Origin of the sequence: Cryptosporangium sp. NPDC051539, assembly GCF_044454545.1 — a bacterium.
GTDB lineage: Bacteria > Actinomycetota > Actinomycetes > Mycobacteriales > Cryptosporangiaceae > Cryptosporangium.
This window is the reverse complement of record NZ_JBITDV010000003.1, coordinates 67,048-83,818: the sequence shown is the minus strand read 5'-3', so window position 1 is coordinate 83,818 and position 16,771 is coordinate 67,048. Positions and strand designations below refer to the sequence as shown.

The 16,771-nt window shown below is 73.6% G+C and carries 12 protein-coding genes; 10 read left to right on the top strand and 2 right to left on the bottom strand.

The genetic code is table 11. The annotated features are described in order from the left end of the window. The first annotated feature begins 33 nt into the window (after nt 1–33). Nucleotides 34–2,721, top strand: a complete 2,688-nt coding sequence (locus ACIBZJ_RS10650) for a LuxR C-terminal-related transcriptional regulator (protein ID WP_395927934.1) — start codon at nt 34–36, stop codon at nt 2,719–2,721. Beyond that, nucleotides 2,718–3,272 (top strand): LuxR family transcriptional regulator, encoded by a 555-nt coding sequence (locus ACIBZJ_RS10645; RefSeq protein ID WP_395927932.1) that lies wholly within the window; start codon nt 2,718–2,720, stop codon nt 3,270–3,272. Before ACIBZJ_RS10650 ends, ACIBZJ_RS10645 begins: the two co-directional genes overlap by 4 nt. A 22-nt stretch (nt 3,273–3,294) precedes the next feature. Here ACIBZJ_RS10645 and ACIBZJ_RS10640 read toward each other — a convergent pair whose 3' ends face one another. After that, complete coding sequence (locus ACIBZJ_RS10640; protein ID WP_395927930.1) at nt 3,295–4,458, bottom strand: hypothetical protein; 1,164 nt, start codon at nt 4,456–4,458, stop codon at nt 3,295–3,297. A 58-nt stretch (nt 4,459–4,516) separates the two neighbouring features. Here ACIBZJ_RS10640 and ACIBZJ_RS10635 point away from each other — a divergent pair, with 58 nt between their 5' ends. Further along, a complete protein-coding gene (locus ACIBZJ_RS10635) occupies nt 4,517–5,305 on the top strand; it encodes a methyltransferase domain-containing protein (protein ID WP_395927928.1) in 789 nt (262 codons plus the stop codon). 21 nt (nt 5,306–5,326) lie between these two features. After that, nucleotides 5,327–6,220: an NAD(+)/NADH kinase gene (locus tag ACIBZJ_RS10630; RefSeq protein ID WP_395929081.1), complete on the top strand. Its 894-nt coding sequence runs from the start codon at nt 5,327–5,329 to the stop codon at nt 6,218–6,220. A gap of 90 nt (nt 6,221–6,310) precedes the next feature. On the opposite strand, the gene ACIBZJ_RS10625 is transcribed toward ACIBZJ_RS10630, so the two are convergent. Further along, complete coding sequence (locus ACIBZJ_RS10625) at nt 6,311–7,765, bottom strand: glycosyltransferase family 2 protein (protein WP_395927926.1); 1,455 nt, start codon at nt 7,763–7,765, stop codon at nt 6,311–6,313. Between the two features lie 177 nt (nt 7,766–7,942). On the opposite strand from ACIBZJ_RS10625, the gene ACIBZJ_RS10620 reads away from it, so the two are divergent. The 6 genes from ACIBZJ_RS10620 (at nt 7,943) to ACIBZJ_RS10595 (ending at nt 16,728) form a co-directional block, all read left to right on the top strand. After that, the gene (locus tag ACIBZJ_RS10620; RefSeq protein WP_395927924.1) at nt 7,943–9,346 is read left to right on the top strand and encodes an FAD-dependent monooxygenase; all 1,404 of its coding nucleotides are present in this window, start codon (nt 7,943–7,945) and stop codon (nt 9,344–9,346) included. Nucleotides 9,347–9,453: 107 nt separating this feature from the next. Beyond that, the gene (locus tag ACIBZJ_RS10615; RefSeq protein WP_395927922.1) at nt 9,454–10,998 is read left to right on the top strand and encodes a methyl-accepting chemotaxis protein; all 1,545 of its coding nucleotides are present in this window, start codon (nt 9,454–9,456) and stop codon (nt 10,996–10,998) included. Nucleotides 10,999–11,286: 288 nt separating this feature from the next. Then, on the top strand, nt 11,287–11,853 hold the full coding sequence (locus ACIBZJ_RS10610; protein WP_395927920.1) for a hypothetical protein: 567 nt from the start codon (nt 11,287–11,289) through the stop codon (nt 11,851–11,853). Then, the gene (locus ACIBZJ_RS10605; protein ID WP_395927918.1) at nt 11,850–13,394 is read left to right on the top strand and encodes an aminotransferase class I/II-fold pyridoxal phosphate-dependent enzyme; all 1,545 of its coding nucleotides are present in this window, start codon (nt 11,850–11,852) and stop codon (nt 13,392–13,394) included. Before ACIBZJ_RS10610 ends, ACIBZJ_RS10605 begins: the two co-directional genes overlap by 4 nt. A gap of 16 nt (nt 13,395–13,410) precedes the next feature. Beyond that, nucleotides 13,411–14,403 (top strand): nitric oxide synthase oxygenase, encoded by a 993-nt coding sequence (locus ACIBZJ_RS10600; protein ID WP_395927916.1) that lies wholly within the window; start codon nt 13,411–13,413, stop codon nt 14,401–14,403. Between the two features lie 282 nt (nt 14,404–14,685). Beyond that, nucleotides 14,686–16,728, top strand: a complete 2,043-nt coding sequence (locus tag ACIBZJ_RS10595; RefSeq protein ID WP_395927914.1) for a DUF6328 family protein — start codon at nt 14,686–14,688, stop codon at nt 16,726–16,728. The last annotated feature ends 43 nt before the right edge of the window (nt 16,729–16,771 follow it).

Below are 16,771 nucleotides of genomic sequence, written 5' to 3'. Positions count from 1 at the left end.
TCGTGCCAGTCGGACGGGCGCTCGGAGCAGTAGGTGCGGGAGGAAATCGCGGTGGTCGACGCCGACGGCGCAACGCCGGCCGGCCGGGACGGGCTCATCGACCGGCGGCTGGACGGCCGGCTGCTGGGCCCGGGGCTGGTGGTGCTCGCCGGTGGGCCCGGTACGGGCCGCACCACGGCGCTGCGTACCTTCGCGTCCTCGTTCCGCGGACCCGTGTTCCACGGTGGCGGTCTGGCCACACTGCGTCACTTGCCGGGGATGGCGCTGGCGCGCGCGGTGCGCGCCCGGCTTCCCGAGCGTGACGCTCCGCTCGCGGCCGAGGCCGTGCGGGCCCGGGTGGGTGACGGTCTCCTGGTGGTCGACGACGTGCATCACGCCGACGCACTGTCACTGGCTGTGCTCCCGTTGCTGGCGGACGCCTGCCGGGTGCTGGTCGCGATCCGGACGCCCGGCGGGCTGCCGCCGGGGGCGGAGGAGGCGTTGCGGGCGGCTGCTACCCAATGGACCGTGCTGACCGGCCTCGACGCGGTCTCGGCGCGGGAACTGGCCCGATCCGTGGCCCCCGCGCTGGAGGAACGCGGGCTCGACGCCGTGCTGGCGCGCGCCGGCGGCAACCCCCTCGCGGTGCGGGCCCTCGCGCTGCGGGCCGCCCAGCGCGGTGACGCCGAGACCGCGCCGACGTCGGGCGACGAAGACAGCGCGGCCGGTGCGCTGGATCGGGCGGTGGCCGCGGCAGTGGCGGACCTGCCCCGGTCGGCGCGTACCGCGCTGGCGGCGCTCGGGTTGCTCGGCCGGCCGGCATCGCCGCTGCTGCTCGGGCCGGGCCTGCCCGAACTGGTGGACGCCGGCTGGGTGACCGTGGACGGCGACCTGGCCACCCCGGCGCCGCGGTACCTCGCCGAGGTCGCGGCCGCGGTGCTGCCGCCGGCCGAGCGGTCAGGGCTGCACCGGCGGCTGGCCGATCTGCTCGGCGGCCTCGAGTCGGCCCGCCACAGCCGGGCCGGTGGCGACCCGGTGGGCGCGTACCGGTCGGCGCTGGCGGCGACACGCGCGGCCCCGACGGTCGGCGACCGCGCGGCGGCGCTGCTGCTCGCGGTGGACGCCGCGGTCGAGGCCGGTGCCGCGGGCGACGTGGACCCCGGCCGGACGCCCACCGGTCCGGACGGTGCCCGGCCCCGGCCGCTTCCGGCGCTGCGTCTGGAGGCGGCCGAGGCCGCGCTGGCCGCCGGTGACCTACCCGGCTGCCACCGGATGCTCGCCGACGGCTCCGATGCCGGTCCGGGCCCGTTCGCCGGGGCCTCGGCCGGAGACCGGGTCCGGGCGGCGGTGTTGCGGGCCGAGGCGCTGCTGCAGGGCGGTGACGCCCGGGAGGCGATGTCGGCGGCCGGCGCCGTCGCCGCCACCGGAGCGCCCGACGTCCTGCGGGCCGAGCACACCCGCGTGACGCTGCTCGCGTCCCTCGCCGGAGACCCCGGCGACGCGGCCGAACGCGCCGGAGCGGTACCGGCCGAGCTCTCCGGATTCCCGGCGGTGCAGGTCGCGCTGGCGGCGGTGGGGGCGCGGGCCCGGCGCGACGGCTGGATCGAGCGCCTGAACGCGGCCGCGAGCGCCGCACTCGCCGACGGGCGGCCGGTCGACGCCTGGTGGAGCGGCTGGCTCCTGACCGAGAACCTGCTGGCCGACGGCCGGGTCACCGAAGCCAACGCGGTCGCGGCCCAGTACCGGGCCGCCTGTGCCGGACAGCTCGCCTACTCCTGGGAGACCCGGTTCGCCGCCGCCGAACTCTGGTCCGGCGCGCTGCTCGGCGTCGATCTCGACTCGGTCGTCCGCGGCGCGGTGGACCTGCTGGACCGGACGCTCCCGGTGCAGGCCCGCAGCTACGCGCTGGCCGCCGCGTCGCTGGCCCTCGCCGACACCGGCGCACTGGCACCGGCCCGCAGCCGCCTCGACCACGACCGGGCCGGCCGGGGAGCGTCCGAGGTGGTGCGGTGGGTGGATTCCGAGGTCGCCTGGCTCGACGGCCAGCCGGATCGGGCACTCGCCGCGGCCGGTCCCGCCGACGGTTCGCTGCCGGGTGGTCTGGGCGCGGTGACCGCCCGCTGGGCCCGCCACGACCTGCGCGGCCCGGACGAGCCCGGTTCGCCCGGTCCCGGTTCGCCCGGTCCCGGTTCGCGCGGCTCTGGTGCGCCGCCCGAGCCGGACGGCCGCCACCGCCTGCTCCCGGTCCGGGCCACGCTCTCGGCCTGGGCCGCCACGATGCCGGACGGTTCCGGGGACGCGAGTGGCCCGGCACCGTCCGTGGTCGCGTTCGAGACCGCGGCCGCGCTCTGGCAGGGCAGTGCGCTGCGCGAGCAGGTCCGGTGCCTGCTCGCGGCGGGTCTGTCCACGCCGGACGCCGACCGCGCGCTGCCGCCGTTGCTCGCGGCCGAGAAGTACGCCGAGCACGCCGGGCTCACGGTGCTGCTGGGCCGGGTCCACCGTGCCCTGCGCCAGTTCTCGGTCCGCCGGACGACGATCGACCGCAGCCGCACCAGCACGCTCACCGGCCGCGAACGCGAGGTCCTCGCGCTGGTCGCGGCGGGCGAACCGACCCGCCGCATCGCCGGTCAGCTCGGAATCTCCCGCGAGACCGTCGAGACGCACGTCCGCTCCGGCATGCGCAAGCTCGGTGCCCGCACCCGCACCGAAGCCGCCGCCCTCGTCCTGGACGGCGCCGGATGACCGGTCCCGCGGCGCGTCCGCTCTACGTCCTGCGGTCTCCGGGCGACCTGGCCGCGGTGGTGCGGCAACTGGCCGCGGACGGCTGGGTGGTCCGCAACGGCCTGGCCGTTCCGGACGAGCCCTGGGACCTCACCGCGTCCCGGACGGTGGTCACCGGACCGGTCGCCGACGACGTCGCGGTGGCCGGTGCGGTGCTGGCCGCCGCCCGCGGCGCCGGTGTCGTCGCGGTCGCCGACGCGGAGAGCCCGTCCGGCCAGGCGTTGCTCGCGGACCTGGCGCGGATCGGACCGGTCCGGCGTGCACCGCTGGTGGCCGACGGCAACGGGCCGGCACCGGAGCGCGCCCCCGGGCCGAACGGGGTCGGCTTACCGCTGACCGCGGAGCAGCGCGCGCTGCTCGACCGGCTCGCGGCCGGTGACTCGATCGCCGCGGCCGCGGCCGCGGAGTTCCTCTCGCTCCGCACCGCCAACCGTCGTATCGCCGCCGCCCGCAACGCCCTGGGCGTCCGGACCACCCGCCAGGCGGTCGTCGAGTACGTCCGGCGCCGCTAGGCCGCGCGGGCCTCGCTCCCGGCTAGCGGCAGGCCCGGTCCAGGAAGATCGAGAGCGCGGTGAGGACGCCGCCGCTCAGTGTGGTGGTCACCTCGATCGCGCGGGAGTCGTCCGGGCGGGTGAGCGTCGTCCGCAGGCGCAGTTCGGTCTCGTTCAGGGCCTTGGCCTGGACGCAGTCGGTCACCGCCCAGCGGATCGTCACGATCCTGGTCGAGCCGTTCGTGACGCGGACCGGCAGGTCGTCGACGGTGGCCGCGAGACCGGGGCCTTCGCTGCGAAGAGCGCTGATGTCCCACGCCGGGGTCCAGTTCAGCCGGAACCGGACCGGAATGAACAGACCGCGGTCGTTGATCACGATCGTGCCCTCCTGCTCGGCCGCCGACCAGAGCCCGAAGTCGACGTCCACGCAGGTCTGGCGGGCGGCGGTGAGCAGCAGCGAGGTGTCGTCGGCGAGCGGGATCCGGACGTCGCGGGCCGGGCGGCCGTCGGGGGTGATCGAGGCCGTCATCGTCGTCGGGGTGCGGGTGAGGCCACCGCCGGCGCAGGCACCGGAGACGTCCATCGTGACCCAGGTGTCCTTGCCGGGTGGGAGCGCGACGTTGCGGCTCACCGATCGCAGCGACGAGTGCAGCGCGGTGTCGGCCAGTTCGGCCGAGCGCAGGTGCAGGGTCGTGGCACCGCGGTTCGAGAGCACGACCCGGAGCAGCCAGGAGTCACGGCCCTGGCCTCCGGACGACTGGATCGGCACCACGCGTGCCACCAGCGAGACCGTGTCGCGCCGGGACTGCTCGGCCAGCCGCTGGTCGTACCCGTGGATGAACACACCGCCGAGCACGACGCCGACGACCAGCGCCGCTACCAGCCACCGCCGCCCGAGGCCTCCCGCCCGGCCCGGTGGAGCCGCGGGGGCCGGGACGTCCGGCGAGTCCTCGTCCGGATCTCCGGCCTGCTCCTCGTCCCGGAGCCTCGCCCCGGCGAGTGCGTTCGAGGCCCTGGCCAGGCGGGGGAACCGCTCCCTCAGCGGTGGACGGTCTTCGCGGCGCGGCGCCGGGCCACCGGATTCGAGGAGATCGGGCTCGGGGGGTGGGACCGGTGTGTCCCAGGAGTGCGGTAAGTCGGCCAACGGCACCCGGCGGTCTTCCGACGGCACCTCGCCGTCGTCGGCAGCGCCGCGCCAGTTCGCCATATCCCCAGCGTACGGCCGGTCTGAGCGCACCGGTACCGCGGCTGTGAATACTGTGCTCATGGCCTTCGTGCAGTGGGATCCCGCGGTGTACGTGCGCCGGGCGTCGGAGCGGGCACGGCCGTTCGTGGAACTCGTCGCGAGGGTCGGCGCGGAGCCCGAGGCGGTCCGCTCGATCACCGACGTCGGCTGCGGCCCCGGTCACCTCACGGTTTCGCTCGCCGACCGCTACCCGCTCGCCCGGATCACCGGTTTCGACTCGTCACCCGCGATGATCGCCGAGGCGCGGGCCACCGACCGGGTGCACTTCGCGGTCGGTGACGCCACGAGCTACCGGCCGGCTCCCGACACCGACCTCGTCGTCAGCAACGCGGTACTGCAGTGGATCGACGGTCACCCGGGCCTTCTCGGCGACTGGGCGCGGCAGCTGCGTCCGGACGCGTGGCTCGCGGTCCAGGTTCCCGGCAACCGCGACGCCCCGTCGCACGTCGCGGTCCGGGAGCTGTCGGCCGACCCGCGCTGGAGCGACCGGCTCACCGGCATCGCCGAGTCCGGCCCGGTGCTCGACCCGGCCGGCTACGCCGCCCTGCTCACCGCCGAGCACTGCGAGCCCGACGCCTGGGAGACCACGTACCTGCACGACCTGGACGCCGAGGGCGACGTGCATCCGGTCCTGACCTGGCTGGAGGGCACCACGCTGCGCCCGGTCATCGCCGCGCTCGGCCCCGGCGACTACCCGGGCTTCGCGGCCGCGCTCACCGCCCGCCTGGATGCCGACTACCCGATCGGCGACGGTCACGTCTGGTACCCGTTCCGCCGCGTGTTCGTCGTCGCCCGCAAGCGCCGTTGAACGAAACACGCTCCCCGTAGGCTGGGCGCCGTGGGCACTCTCCATAAGGTCGGCCTGGTCCTGCACCCGGCGCGCGACTCCAAGCAGGCCATCGACACGATCCTCGACTGGGCCCGCGTCAAGGGCGTCGAAGTCCTCGGTCTGAAAGACGAGGTCCAGCGGATCGACTGCGAGGCCGTACCGGTCGACGTGGCCGAGCTCGCGGCCTCGTGCGACCTGATCATCAGCCTCGGCGGCGACGGCACGATGCTGCGCGCGATGCGGATGATGCCCGGTCACCACGGCGCGATCCTCCCGGTGAACCTCGGCCGGCTGGGCTTCCTGGCCGAGGTCGACGTTCCCGACCTGGCCGACGCGCTGGCGCAGATCGACGCGGGCAAGTACCGGGTCGAGCCGCGCTCCGCGGTCGCCGCGACCGTGCCGGCCTGGGGCGCCGGCCCCGACACCGCGTCCCGGCTGCTCGCGTTCAACGACATCGCGCTGGTCCGGACGCCTGGTCACGGGCTGGCCTCGGTCGAGCTGAGCGTCGGCGGGCAGCCGTTCCTGCGCTACGCCGCGGACGCCGTCGTCGTCGCGACCGCGACCGGCTCCACCGCGTACAGCTTCTCGGCCGGCGGCCCGATCATCTCGCCGACGGTGAAGGGGCTGGTCGTGACGCCGGCGGCGCCGCACTCGACGTTCAACCGCTCGGTCGTGCTCGACTGCTCGGAGACGCTCGAGCTGACCGTCGAACCGGGCAGCGGCGCGCTCGCGGTCGAGGTCGACGGGTTCGTGGGCGGTACCGCCGAGCCCGGCACCACGCTCGTCCTGCGCACCGACCCGGATGCCGCCCACGTCGTCCGCCTCGGCGACACCACGTTCTACCAGCGGGTCCGCCGCAAGCTCGGCATCGTCGACGGCGCCTCGTACAGCTAGGAAAAGCAGAACCCCCGCATCGGCGAGCCGATGCGGGGGTTCTGTTCTCGCCCCGGCGGAACCGGAGGGGATCGGTCGACCGGGGTGGTCTCAGGGGCGGAAGCCGCGGCTGGGGCGAACCAGCTTGACCAGCATGGAGAGCGTCTGCACGACCGTGACCACCGCGAGCAGCGACCAACCGGTGGTCAGCACCCGCTCCTGCAGCCAGAGCGGAGCGTGCAGCCAGCCGAAGACGGTCAGGCCGGCCAGAATCGCGATGATCGCGACGGCGGTGATGATCCGGCCCGGGCCGTTCGAGGCGCCGCGCTCGGCGCGGGCCTGGTCCTCCCAGCCGTCACGCTTGATGCCGGCCAGGACGTTCGACCAGGAGGCGGTGGTGCAGGCGAGGCGGAACCAGAGGTACGCCTCCACCGGGAACAACAGGGCGCCGGTGATCACGTCACCCATCGTCCGGTTGGGCATCGACCAGGCGACCTTCGCGTTGAGCAGCGACGCGATCACGGTCGGGGTCATCCACCACCAGGACCAGACGAACTGGTGCACCATCAGCGAGAACGTGAGCAGGAAGAGGAACAGCAGCCGGGTGGCGCCGTTGGAGAGCAGCGAGAGCTGCTGACGCCAGAGCGTCGCGGTCCACTTCGAGAGCTGCGGCTTGGCCAGCAGGCGGGCCATGCCCTCGTCCCACTTGCGACGCTGCGCCCAGAGCGAGCGGAAGGTCAGCATGGCGCCGGCGTGGGCCCGGGCGGTGGAGGAGACCAGCGTCTCGTAGCGCATCGACCGCAGGTCACCGGTGAGCTGCATGTCCTCGACCTGCGCGGACGCGTCCCACGGGCCGTTGGTGTTGTTGTGCTCGGTCACCCGGCGTAACGCGTCGGCGTTGAACAGGGAGGCCTGGCCGCCGAGGACGTAGGTCGTCCGGTTCTTCTGCAGCGCGTCCATCGTCCAGCCGGCGAACTCCATGCGCTGGAGGCGGATCAGCAGGCGGGCCATCGGCGTGGTGCCGAGGCGCTGGTCGAAGGTGTAGCGGGCCATCACGCCGCCGGCCTTCGGGGTGCTCGCGAGCTCCTCCTCGAGCTGCTGGAGGCAGTCGGGGGCGAGCTGGGTGTCGGCGTCGATGCCGGCGATGAAGTCGTAGCCGGCCTGCCAGCGGCGCCAGGCCTGGTTGAGGGCGCCGACCTTGCGGTCGTGGTTGTCGACGGTGCGCATGACCGTGACTCCGCGGTACCGGCGGGCGATCTTCTCGGTGTTGTCGGTGCAGTTGTCGGCGATGACCACGATGCGGTCGGGGACCCGGGTCTGGGTGAGGAGCGCGTCGAGCGTCTTCGCGATCGTCGCTTCCTCGTTGTGGGCCGGGATCAGCACCAGGAGGCGGGCGGTCCGGCTGCGCGGGGGGCGGTAGCGGACCTCGTGGACGAAGCGGTCGACCGTTCGCTTGGTCTCGCCGAGCCGGGCGGCCAGGCGGATGGCGAACGACTCGTCGTCCAAGTCGGTGGTCTGCCCGTAGGGCACGGGCCTCGGTGCGATCACGATTTCTTTGCCGGCCACGGAGTTTCCCCTCTCCTGCGTGTCGCTCCGCGGTGTTCCGCAGCGCGCTTTCACAGGCACAGAACCGCCGGGCGGCGCGGAAATACCGGCTGTGGCCGTCGTCACTGTCAGTGCACTGCAAGCGCGCTGACAGCGGGCTCCCGCACCGTGGCCGCACTGCCTACGGAGGAGTTCGACATGACCGACGTACTCGTCATCGGAGCCGGACCGACCGGCCTGACCCTCGCGATCGACCTGGCCCGCCGCGGGGTGGGCGTCCGGATAGTGGACGCCGCCCCCGGACCGTCCGTCGGGTCGCGGGGAAAGGGGCTCCAGCCCCGCACGCTGGAGGTTTTCGACGACCTCGGGGTACTGCCCCGGGTGCTGGAGGTGGCCAGGCCCTACCCGCCGATGCGCGCGTACGCGGGGTCGGACGTGGTGTGGGAGGGCGCGATGGGCACGCCCCGCCCGGCGAGCCCGGACGTGCCGTATCCGAGCATCCTGATGCTGCCGCAGTTCCTGACCGAGGAGATCCTGCGGGACCGCCTGTCGTCACTGGGCGTGAGTGTCGAGTTCGGGGTAGCGGTGACCGGGGTGTCCGGGACCACGGCGGTCCTCGCCGACGGGTCGGTGATCGAGGCGACGTACCTGGTCGGGGCGGACGGCGGGCGCAGCACGGTCCGGCGGGCGCTCGACATCCCGTTCCTCGGCGAGACGTTCGAGACCGAGCGGATGGCGCTGGCCGACGTGCGGTTCGCGCCCGGCCGGCTCGACCACGAGCACTGGCACATCTGGGGTGATCTCGTGTCCCAGGACCTCTCGCTGGGGCTGTGCCCACTGCCCGGCACGGACCTCTTCCAGCTCACCGCGCCGCTGACGGCGTCCGAGGATCCCGGCGACCTGCAGGAGTTCGTGTCGGCGCGGTCCGGACGCCCGGATCTGCTCATCGACGCGGTCACCTGGCGCTCGTTGTACCGGGTGAACATCCGGCTGGCGGCCGCGTACCGGGCCGGGAACGCGTTCCTGGCCGGCGATGCGGCGCACGCGCACTCGCCGGCCGGCGGCCAGGGCCTGAACACCGGTGTGCAGGACGCCTACAACCTGGGGTGGAAGCTCGCGAGCGGGTCGGACACCCTGCTCGACACCTACGAGGCCGAGCGGCAGCCGATCGCCGCCGAGGTGCTCGGGTTGTCGACGCTGCTGCTGCGGGGCTCCTCCGGGGCGCCCGAGCGCGGCAAGGACACCGACCAGCTGGACCTGCACTACCGGGACAGCTCGCTGTCGGCCGACCTCCGGCGCGCGCCTTCCGGCCCGCTCCGGGCCGGCGACCGCGCCCCGGACGCGCCCTTGGGCTCCGGCACGCTCTTCGACCGCCTCCGCGGCCCCGGGTGCACGGTCCTCACGTTCACCGAGCCTCTGGCGGACGCCGTTGCGCTGGACGCCGCCGCGGCCGCGGCCTACGGCCTGGACGCCGGGGGATACGCGGTCGTGCGTCCCGACGGCTACCTCGGCCTGTTCGCCGACGACCCGGCCGACGTGGCCGCCTACCTGCGTCGGCTCTGCCCCCCGACGCCGCTGCGGGGAGCGATCGCGGGCCGGTAGGAACCGGGTGGGACCGGACTCCGTGATCCGGGCAACGGTTTTGCTCAGTGTGGGCTCTTCCCCGCCGAACTGACGACTGGAGTGGCAAACGGGGAGGGGCTAGGTGCATGGGCCTGTTCGGCAAGAAGACGGCGCCCCAGACGACGTTCGTCATCCCGCGCGATGTCGAGGCTCTGGAGCGGGTCGTGGTCGCACTCGGGAGCGGCGTCGACAGCCTTGCGGACGCGAGCGGCAAGATCATCACCGAACTGGTGAAAACGCTTGACCTGGCCTACGGTGCCTGGTGGTCGCGGGAGCCGTCGGGCCACTACGTCCTGACCGCGGAGGCCGGCACGCTGGGCGCGACCCTGCGTGCGGCGATCAACAACGCCGAGTCGGTCCCGCCGGACGCCGGGCTGCTCGGCGTCGCCGTGAGCAGCCGCCGGCCGGTGATGACCAGCGAGATGCCGCACGCCGGCGACAAGTGTCTGCGCTGGAGTGCTGCGCAGCGTTCCGGAATGGAGCACGCGGCCGCGGTGCCGCTGCTGCAGGACGGGAACGTCGTCGCGGTCATGGAGTTCTTCGGCTCGCACCCGCTGCCCGCGTTCGGCGGCGAGAAGTGGGCGGCGATCACTCGGATCGCGCAGATCGCCCGCAATCAGGCGTTCAGCAACGCGGCGCTGCAGGAGACGCTGGAGGACCGCGAGGCCGTCACCACGGTCGTGGCCCGCGTCGGTGACGCCCACGACCAGGACAGCGCGCTCCGGGTGGCGCTGGAGACGGTCCGCTCCGCGTTCGGCTGGGCCTACGGGTCGTTCTGGCAGCTGGACCCGAACGAGAACGTGCTCCGGTTCAAGGTCGAGTCCGGCTCCGCCGGTGAGGAATTCCGCAAGGTCACGCTCGAGGCCACGTTCGCCGAGGGCGTCGGTCTGTCCGGGCGGACGTGGAAGTCGAGGGACCTGTTCTTCGTCCGCGACATCGGCGAGATGACCGACTGCGTGCGTGCACCCGCCGCTCAGCGCGCCGGTGTGAAGTCGGGCGTGTGCTTCCCGATCCTCGACGGAGACGCGTTCATCGGGACGATGGACTTCTTCACGACCAAGGAGATCGACCTCTCCGAGTCGCGCGCGGCGGCGTTGCGCAACGTCCAGCTGCTGGTCTCGCAGCGGATGTCGGTCCTGCGCCGGTCCGAGCGGGACGCCGAGAAGGCGCAGGCCCTGCTCGGTAGCATTTCCGAGCTGCGCCGTGCGTCGATGGACGCGAGTTCGGTCGGCGAGCAGGCGATGCGGGGCGCCAGCGCGATGACGACCGAGGTCGAGGCGCTGGGCAACGCGTCCGCGGCGATCGGCGACGTCATCCGGATCATCAGCGGCATCGCCGAGCAGACCAACCTGCTGGCGCTGAACGCGACGATCGAGGCCGCCCGCGCCGGTGAGGTCGGACGCGGGTTCGCGGTCGTCGCCAACGAGGTCAAGGAGCTGGCGCGGGAGACCGCGGAGGCGACCCAGAAGGTGTCCGACCAGATCACCGGCATCCAGGCCAGCAGCCAGCAGGTCGCCTCCGGTATCCACGCGACCAGCCAGACGATCGGGCAGCTCGACACCGTGCAGGCCCGGATCAACGAGGTCCTGGAAGACCAGGCCCGGATGGCCCAGGCCTTCGAGCGCTCCTAGGTCTCCAGGACCGCGGAGCCGGACGCCGACCGGAGGGGTACTGAACCTTTCCGGCGGCGGAGCCGTGCGTCTCCTGCCTCTCCACCGAACGGCTGAGCAGTTCGTCCGTAAACGGCCGGATCTGCAATGCAATTCCCACCGGTCTACGGCACTACGTCAGTGCGCGCTTCGCACCTACGTCAGTCGACCGATGTCTCGTCACCGTGCGTAGACGACCGTATCCCTCAGCGACGGAACCCCTCTGGAGTCCTCCAACCGGGCCCCGTCGGTGAGGAAGGTGGAGCGCAGATGGCTATTTACACGACGCTGGATGCAACCTCGGCATCCGCGGCTGACGTCTTCCGGCTCCCGCCCGTCCTGACCGAGCCCTCCGTGGCGTCCTCCCTCGCGGAGCCGCTGCTCGACGCGAAGGCACTCACGTTCTCGCCGATGGGCGCCGCCGCGATCGTGGCGCTCGCCGGGCTGGACCTGATCGGCAGCTACTGCGCGATGCGCTACCTCGACACGGGCCACCAGCTCTGGTGGTCGGCCGGCGCGATCGCCTTCCTCGGACTCTTCGCGGTCTACTCGGCCAGCCTCCAGTGGGCCGAGCTCGGCACCGTCACGCTCGGCTGGATCGTGTTCGTGCAGGTCGGCGTCCTGGCCATGGACAAGATGGCGCACGGAACGGTCATCCCGACGACCAAGTGGCTGGCGATGGGCGTGATTTTCGTCCTGATGGCTTACATGCTGCTGGCCCCCAACGGCAAGACCTCCTCGTCCACCCAGATCGTCCACTCCCCGGGTGCCGGACTTCCGTCCGGTGCGCCAGGCGGCACGGCGGTCATCGGTCACGAAAGGACGGCGAACCGATGACCGCCGTTGCCCTGTCCGGCGGGGACCGTCCGGTCCTCTACGACGCCGCTCACGGCGCCGCCCCCTTGGTCGACGCCATCATCCGCTACCGCGGCCTGGAGACCGGCGCGCTGCACGTCCCCGGCCACGCCGGTGGCCGCGGCGTCGGCTCGACCCTCCGCAACCTGCTGGGCAGCACGTTTCTCGCCTCCGACGTCTGGCTGACCCCGGCCGACGCGACCCGGGCCCGCCGCGAGGCGGAGGCGCTCGCCGCCAAGGCCTGGGGAGCCGACACCGCGCTCTTCCTGCTGGACGGCTCGTCCGGCGGCAACCGGGCGGTCCACCTGGCGCAGCAGCAGGCGTTCGGGCCGGGCACCGACCACGTCGTGATCGCCCGCGACAGCCACACGTCCACGCTGGCCGGTCTGGTCCTCTCCGGAGCGACGCCGCACTGGGTGATCCCGCGGATCGACCAGGCCGGGTTCGGTATCAGCCTCGGCATCGACCCGGCGTCGCTCGACGCGGCGCTGTCGTCGCTGGGGCGCCGCGCCGGGCTGGTCAGCATGGTCAGCCCGGGATACGCGGGTGCCTGCTCCGACGTTCGATCGCTGGCCGCGGTCGCGCACCGGTACGACACCTCGCTCTTCGTCGACGAAGCCTGGGGCGCGCACCTGCCGTTCCACCCCGACCTGCCCCAGCACGCGATCGCCCAGGGCGCCGACGTCGCGGTCACCTCCGCGCACAAGATGCTGGCCGCCCCGTCCGGCGCCGCGATCATCATGACCGCGGGCGCCCGGGTCGACGCCGGCCGGATCAGCCGCACCGTCCAGATGACCCAGACCACGTCGCCGCTGCTCCCGGTGCTGGCCAGCATCGACGACGCCCGCCGCACGATGGTCAGCCGCGGCCGGGTGCTGCTCGACCGCACGCTGGAGCTCGCCTCCGACGCCCGCCGCCGGCTCGCCGCCATCCCCGGCGTCCGGGTGGCCGAGGCCGAAGACCTCGGCGTTCCCGCCGACCGGTTCGACCCGCTGCGGCTGGTCATCAGCGTCCGCGGCCTCGGCCTCACCGGCCTCGAACTCGAACGGCTCCTGCGGACGCCCGGCCCCGGGCTCGGCACCAGCGGGCTGCTGCACCCGGCGGTCGCCGTCGAAGGGGCCGACGAGAGCAACCTGTTCGTGGCGATCACCACCTGCACGTCCCCGGACGTCGTGGACGCGTTGGTGACCGCCCTGCGGACGGTGGCCTGCCGCCCTCGCCGCCGGCTCCGCCCGGCCTGGGACGGCCAGCTGGTCGAGGCCCTGCTCGCGCCGCGGACCCAGGTCTGCACACCGCGCGAGGCGCACTTCGCGGCCACCGAGTCGGTACCGCTCGAGCGTTCGGTCGGCCGCACCAGCGCCGAGCCGATCACGCCCTACCCGCCCGGCGTCCCGTCGGTGATGCCGGGCGAATGCCTCGACCGCGACGCCGTCACGGCCCTGACCAGGGCGGTCGCCAGCGGAATGCACATCCACGGAGCCAGCGACCCGAGTTTGAGCACGGTCTGCGTCATTCGCGATTAGTTCTGGAGGTGCCGAAATGATCGACCTCGTCGCGGCGGAGCGTGGACACCTCGCCCCAGCTGTTCCTACGATTCCCACCACCGAGCAACTCGCCTGGGCGGCCCGGGTCGCCTGGGCCAACGCCGACAAGGGCATCGGACGCCTGCGCTGGCGCGGGCTGCACGTCCGTGACCTGCGCGGGGTCACCGATCCCGACGCGGTCGCCTCCGGGCTGGCCGAACACCTCCGGGTAGCGACCCGGGACGGCCGGATCCGCTCGGTCGCCACCGTGCTCGACCCGAGCATCGAGATCCTCAACGGTCAGCTCGTCAGCTACGCCGGCTACCGGCAGGCCGACGGCTCGATCCTGGGAGACCCGCACCACCTGGAACTGACCACGCTGGCGCTGCGGGCCGGCTGGCCCGGCGGGCGTCCGGTCGACGGTGGACGACTGCTCCCCGGCCCGTTCGACGTGCTGCCGCTGCTGCTGCGCGTGCACGGCGGCCCGGTGATCGCCTACGAACTGTCGCCCGAACGAGTGCTGGAGGTGCCCCTCGAGCATCCGGCGTTCGCGTGGTTCGCCGCACTGGGCCTGCGCTGGTACGCGGTGCCGGCGTTATCGCGCCACCGGCTGCACTTCACCGAGGCGCTCGCGTACCCGGTGGCGTTCTCCGGCTTCTACGTCGCGTTCGAGATGGCCTGCCGTGAGCTGGCCGATCCGAACCGGTACAACGTGCTGCCGATGATCGCCCGCTGCCTGGGCCGGGAAGGCCATCCGGTGGACGGGCCGTGGCTCCGCGAGGCGGCCCGGGTGCTCCAGCAATCCATCCTGCACTCGTTCGGACGCGCCGGGATGGTCCCGCCGACGGCGTCCGCACGGCTGGAGATCTACCACCGCTACATGCCGCGCCCCAAGTCCGGGCCCCGGCCCATGTACCGGCCGATCGACGCCCCGGTGCCGTCCGGCGTGACCGCGGTCCCGGCGGGACTCGGCCCGGCCCGGCACCGCCTCGAGCGAGCGGCGGGGTGAGGGCCGTGCGTCACTGGGTGTCACACCTGCCTAGCACTCCGCCTTCGTTCGCCTCGGCGTCAGCGGGTCCGCTGTGCTCGGTCTGCGGCACGTTGCGGCCCTGTGCCGACGGTGCGCCGGAACGGAGCCTTGCCGTCGTCGTCGCACCGCCGTCGTACGACCGCACGGAGCTTCGCGGCTACGTCAGTCGACCGATGTCTCCCGATCGGACTTAGACGAGTCTTTCTACCAGCGACGGAACCCTTCCCGGGCCCCGTCGGAGCCGGAGGGTGGTGTGTTTCGATGGCCAACGAACTGACGGCCGGCCGGATGGTTTCCGAGCAGCGCGACGCACGGACGCGGGAAACCCCGACCCAGCGCTGGAACCGGAACTACCTCGAGATCCTGCACGAGGTCCGGGCCGCGCAGATCGGAACGCAGTTACTCCTCGTGTTCTTGCTGCTACTCGCATTTACCGGACGGTTCGCGGAGACCACGCAGTTCCAGCGGACCGTGTACGTGGTGAGCCTGGTGCTGGTGGCGGGCGCGACCTGCCTGCTGATCGCACCGGCGCCGTTCTCGCGGCTGGTGTTCCGCCGCCGGTTGGAGGCGCAGCTCGTCCGTGCGTCCAGCCGGTTCGCGTTCTGGGGCGTCACGATGCTGATGCTGGCGATCAACGGCGTGGTGCTGCTGATCCTCGACGTCGTGATGGGCGCCCCGTACGCCTACTGGATCACCGGCGGGTCGCTGGCCTGGTTCCTGATCTGGTGGTACGTCGCACCGGGCTGGGTCCGGGCCGGCCAGCGCAAGCGCCGGAAGGAGGCGACGGTGGTCGCCCTCGAGGCCGCGAGCCAGAAGCTCCACAGCGAGCGCGTCCGCGACGGGGAGGCCGCGCCGCGTGCGCTCGGCTCGGGTGCCCGTCCGGCGGGTGCGCTGGGTTCCGCCGAAGGTGCGGTCGGCACCGCGGGCGTGGTGGGCAGTACGGCTCCGGTGAGTTCGGTGCCCGTGAGTTCGCCGCTGGGCGCCGCGCTCGGCGGGGGCCGGGGACGTCCCGGCCCGCACCCGCCGCAGCTGCGCCCGGGGCCTACCTGGCCGGCGCCGCGGCTGCCGATGATGCCGACACCGCACCCCTCGCTGGCCACCGGCGACCAGCTGGGTTATCCGGGTGGCCACGCCCCCGCGGTCGGCTTCGACCGCCCGTCGCCGCAGCCCGGTGCGGCGACGGGCCCGAACGGCCGGTACCCGATGGGCCCCCGGCCCGCGGGGGGGCCGAACGGCGCCCGGAACGGCCGCAACGGACCGGTCCCGGTCGGATACCCCGGCCCTACCAGCGGCCCCGCCGGCGCCCTCGGCGGGCCCCGCTCCGGCACCGACGGCCCCATCGGCGGGGGCGTCCCGAACGGAACGGGCCCCGTCCCGATCAACGGCGGCCCGCTCCACGGCGGCCCGCTCCACGGTGGGGGACCGATCCACGGCGGCCCGATGTACGGGGGGCCGAGGTACGGGGGGCCGATCTATCCGGCTCCGCCGTCCGAGCCGGGACGCCCGGCCGGCGCGTACGCCGCCGTCGACCCGCTCGGCCCGATCGCAGTAGGTGGCCTGGCCGTCCCGCCGTTCGACCACCCCGTTCCTCCCTACGACAGCTCTGGACCGGTGAATCCGATGCAGTACGACGCCCCTGGCGCCTCCCGGCCGATCAGCTCGATGCCGGTGAGCTCCACCCCGTTCGACGGCGCGGCGGCTAGGGGGCCGCGCCACCCCTACGGCCCCTTGGTTCCGGGGTCCGCAGGCCCGGTGGCACCCGGCACGGCGGAGCCGGGTGCCCCGGGCCGAGCATCGGCGGGACGCCACCGCGGTATCTCGCTCACCGATCTGCCGATCACCCACACCACGGGCGACGTGCCGCTGATGTACGGCACCGGCGACATCCCCCGGCTCTCGGGCGACGGCATGCAGCACGGCCGGTCCGGTGACGGCATGCAGAACGGGTCGGGGGGTGACGGCGTCACGCAGTTCGGCGTCGCGATACCCACCGCACCGGCCCCCTCCGGCCTCCCCGCCTCGGGCGGGGGGGCCGTTCCGACTCCGGCCGGCGCGTCCGGCTCTGCGGCGGCCGGCCCCGCGGCCGCAGGCCCCGCGCCGGCCGGTCCTTTCCCGTCCGAGACGTCCGAGGCCTCCGAAGCGTCCGTGCCGGACGAGGCGGGTGAGCGGCTGGTGTCCGATCTCGACGGCGAGACCGGCGCCACCACCGACGCCGACGGTCAGGGCGTCGTCGGCCGGGCCCGGGTCACGCCGCCGAACGCGGTGACGTCCCGGCACGGATACCCCACTCCCGCGGAGGAGTAGGGGAGCGGGGAACGAGTTCAGCCGGGGACACGAGGGGTGTCCC

Coding starts and splice junctions, on each gene's coding strand:
- ACIBZJ_RS10645 (WP_395927932.1), top strand. CDS start 2,718: ATGACCGGTCCCGCGGCGCGTCCGCTCTACGTCCTGCGGTCTCCGGGC.
- ACIBZJ_RS10640 (WP_395927930.1), bottom strand. CDS start 4,458: ATGGCGAACTGGCGCGGCGCTGCCGACGACGGCGAGGTGCCGTCGGAA.
- ACIBZJ_RS10635 (WP_395927928.1), top strand. CDS start 4,517: ATGGCCTTCGTGCAGTGGGATCCCGCGGTGTACGTGCGCCGGGCGTCG.
- ACIBZJ_RS10620 (WP_395927924.1), top strand. CDS start 7,943: ATGACCGACGTACTCGTCATCGGAGCCGGACCGACCGGCCTGACCCTC.
- ACIBZJ_RS10615 (WP_395927922.1), top strand. CDS start 9,454: ATGGGCCTGTTCGGCAAGAAGACGGCGCCCCAGACGACGTTCGTCATC.
- ACIBZJ_RS10610 (WP_395927920.1), top strand. CDS start 11,287: ATGGCTATTTACACGACGCTGGATGCAACCTCGGCATCCGCGGCTGAC.
- ACIBZJ_RS10605 (WP_395927918.1), top strand. CDS start 11,850: ATGACCGCCGTTGCCCTGTCCGGCGGGGACCGTCCGGTCCTCTACGAC.
- ACIBZJ_RS10600 (WP_395927916.1), top strand. CDS start 13,411: ATGATCGACCTCGTCGCGGCGGAGCGTGGACACCTCGCCCCAGCTGTT.
- ACIBZJ_RS10595 (WP_395927914.1), top strand. CDS start 14,686: ATGGCCAACGAACTGACGGCCGGCCGGATGGTTTCCGAGCAGCGCGAC.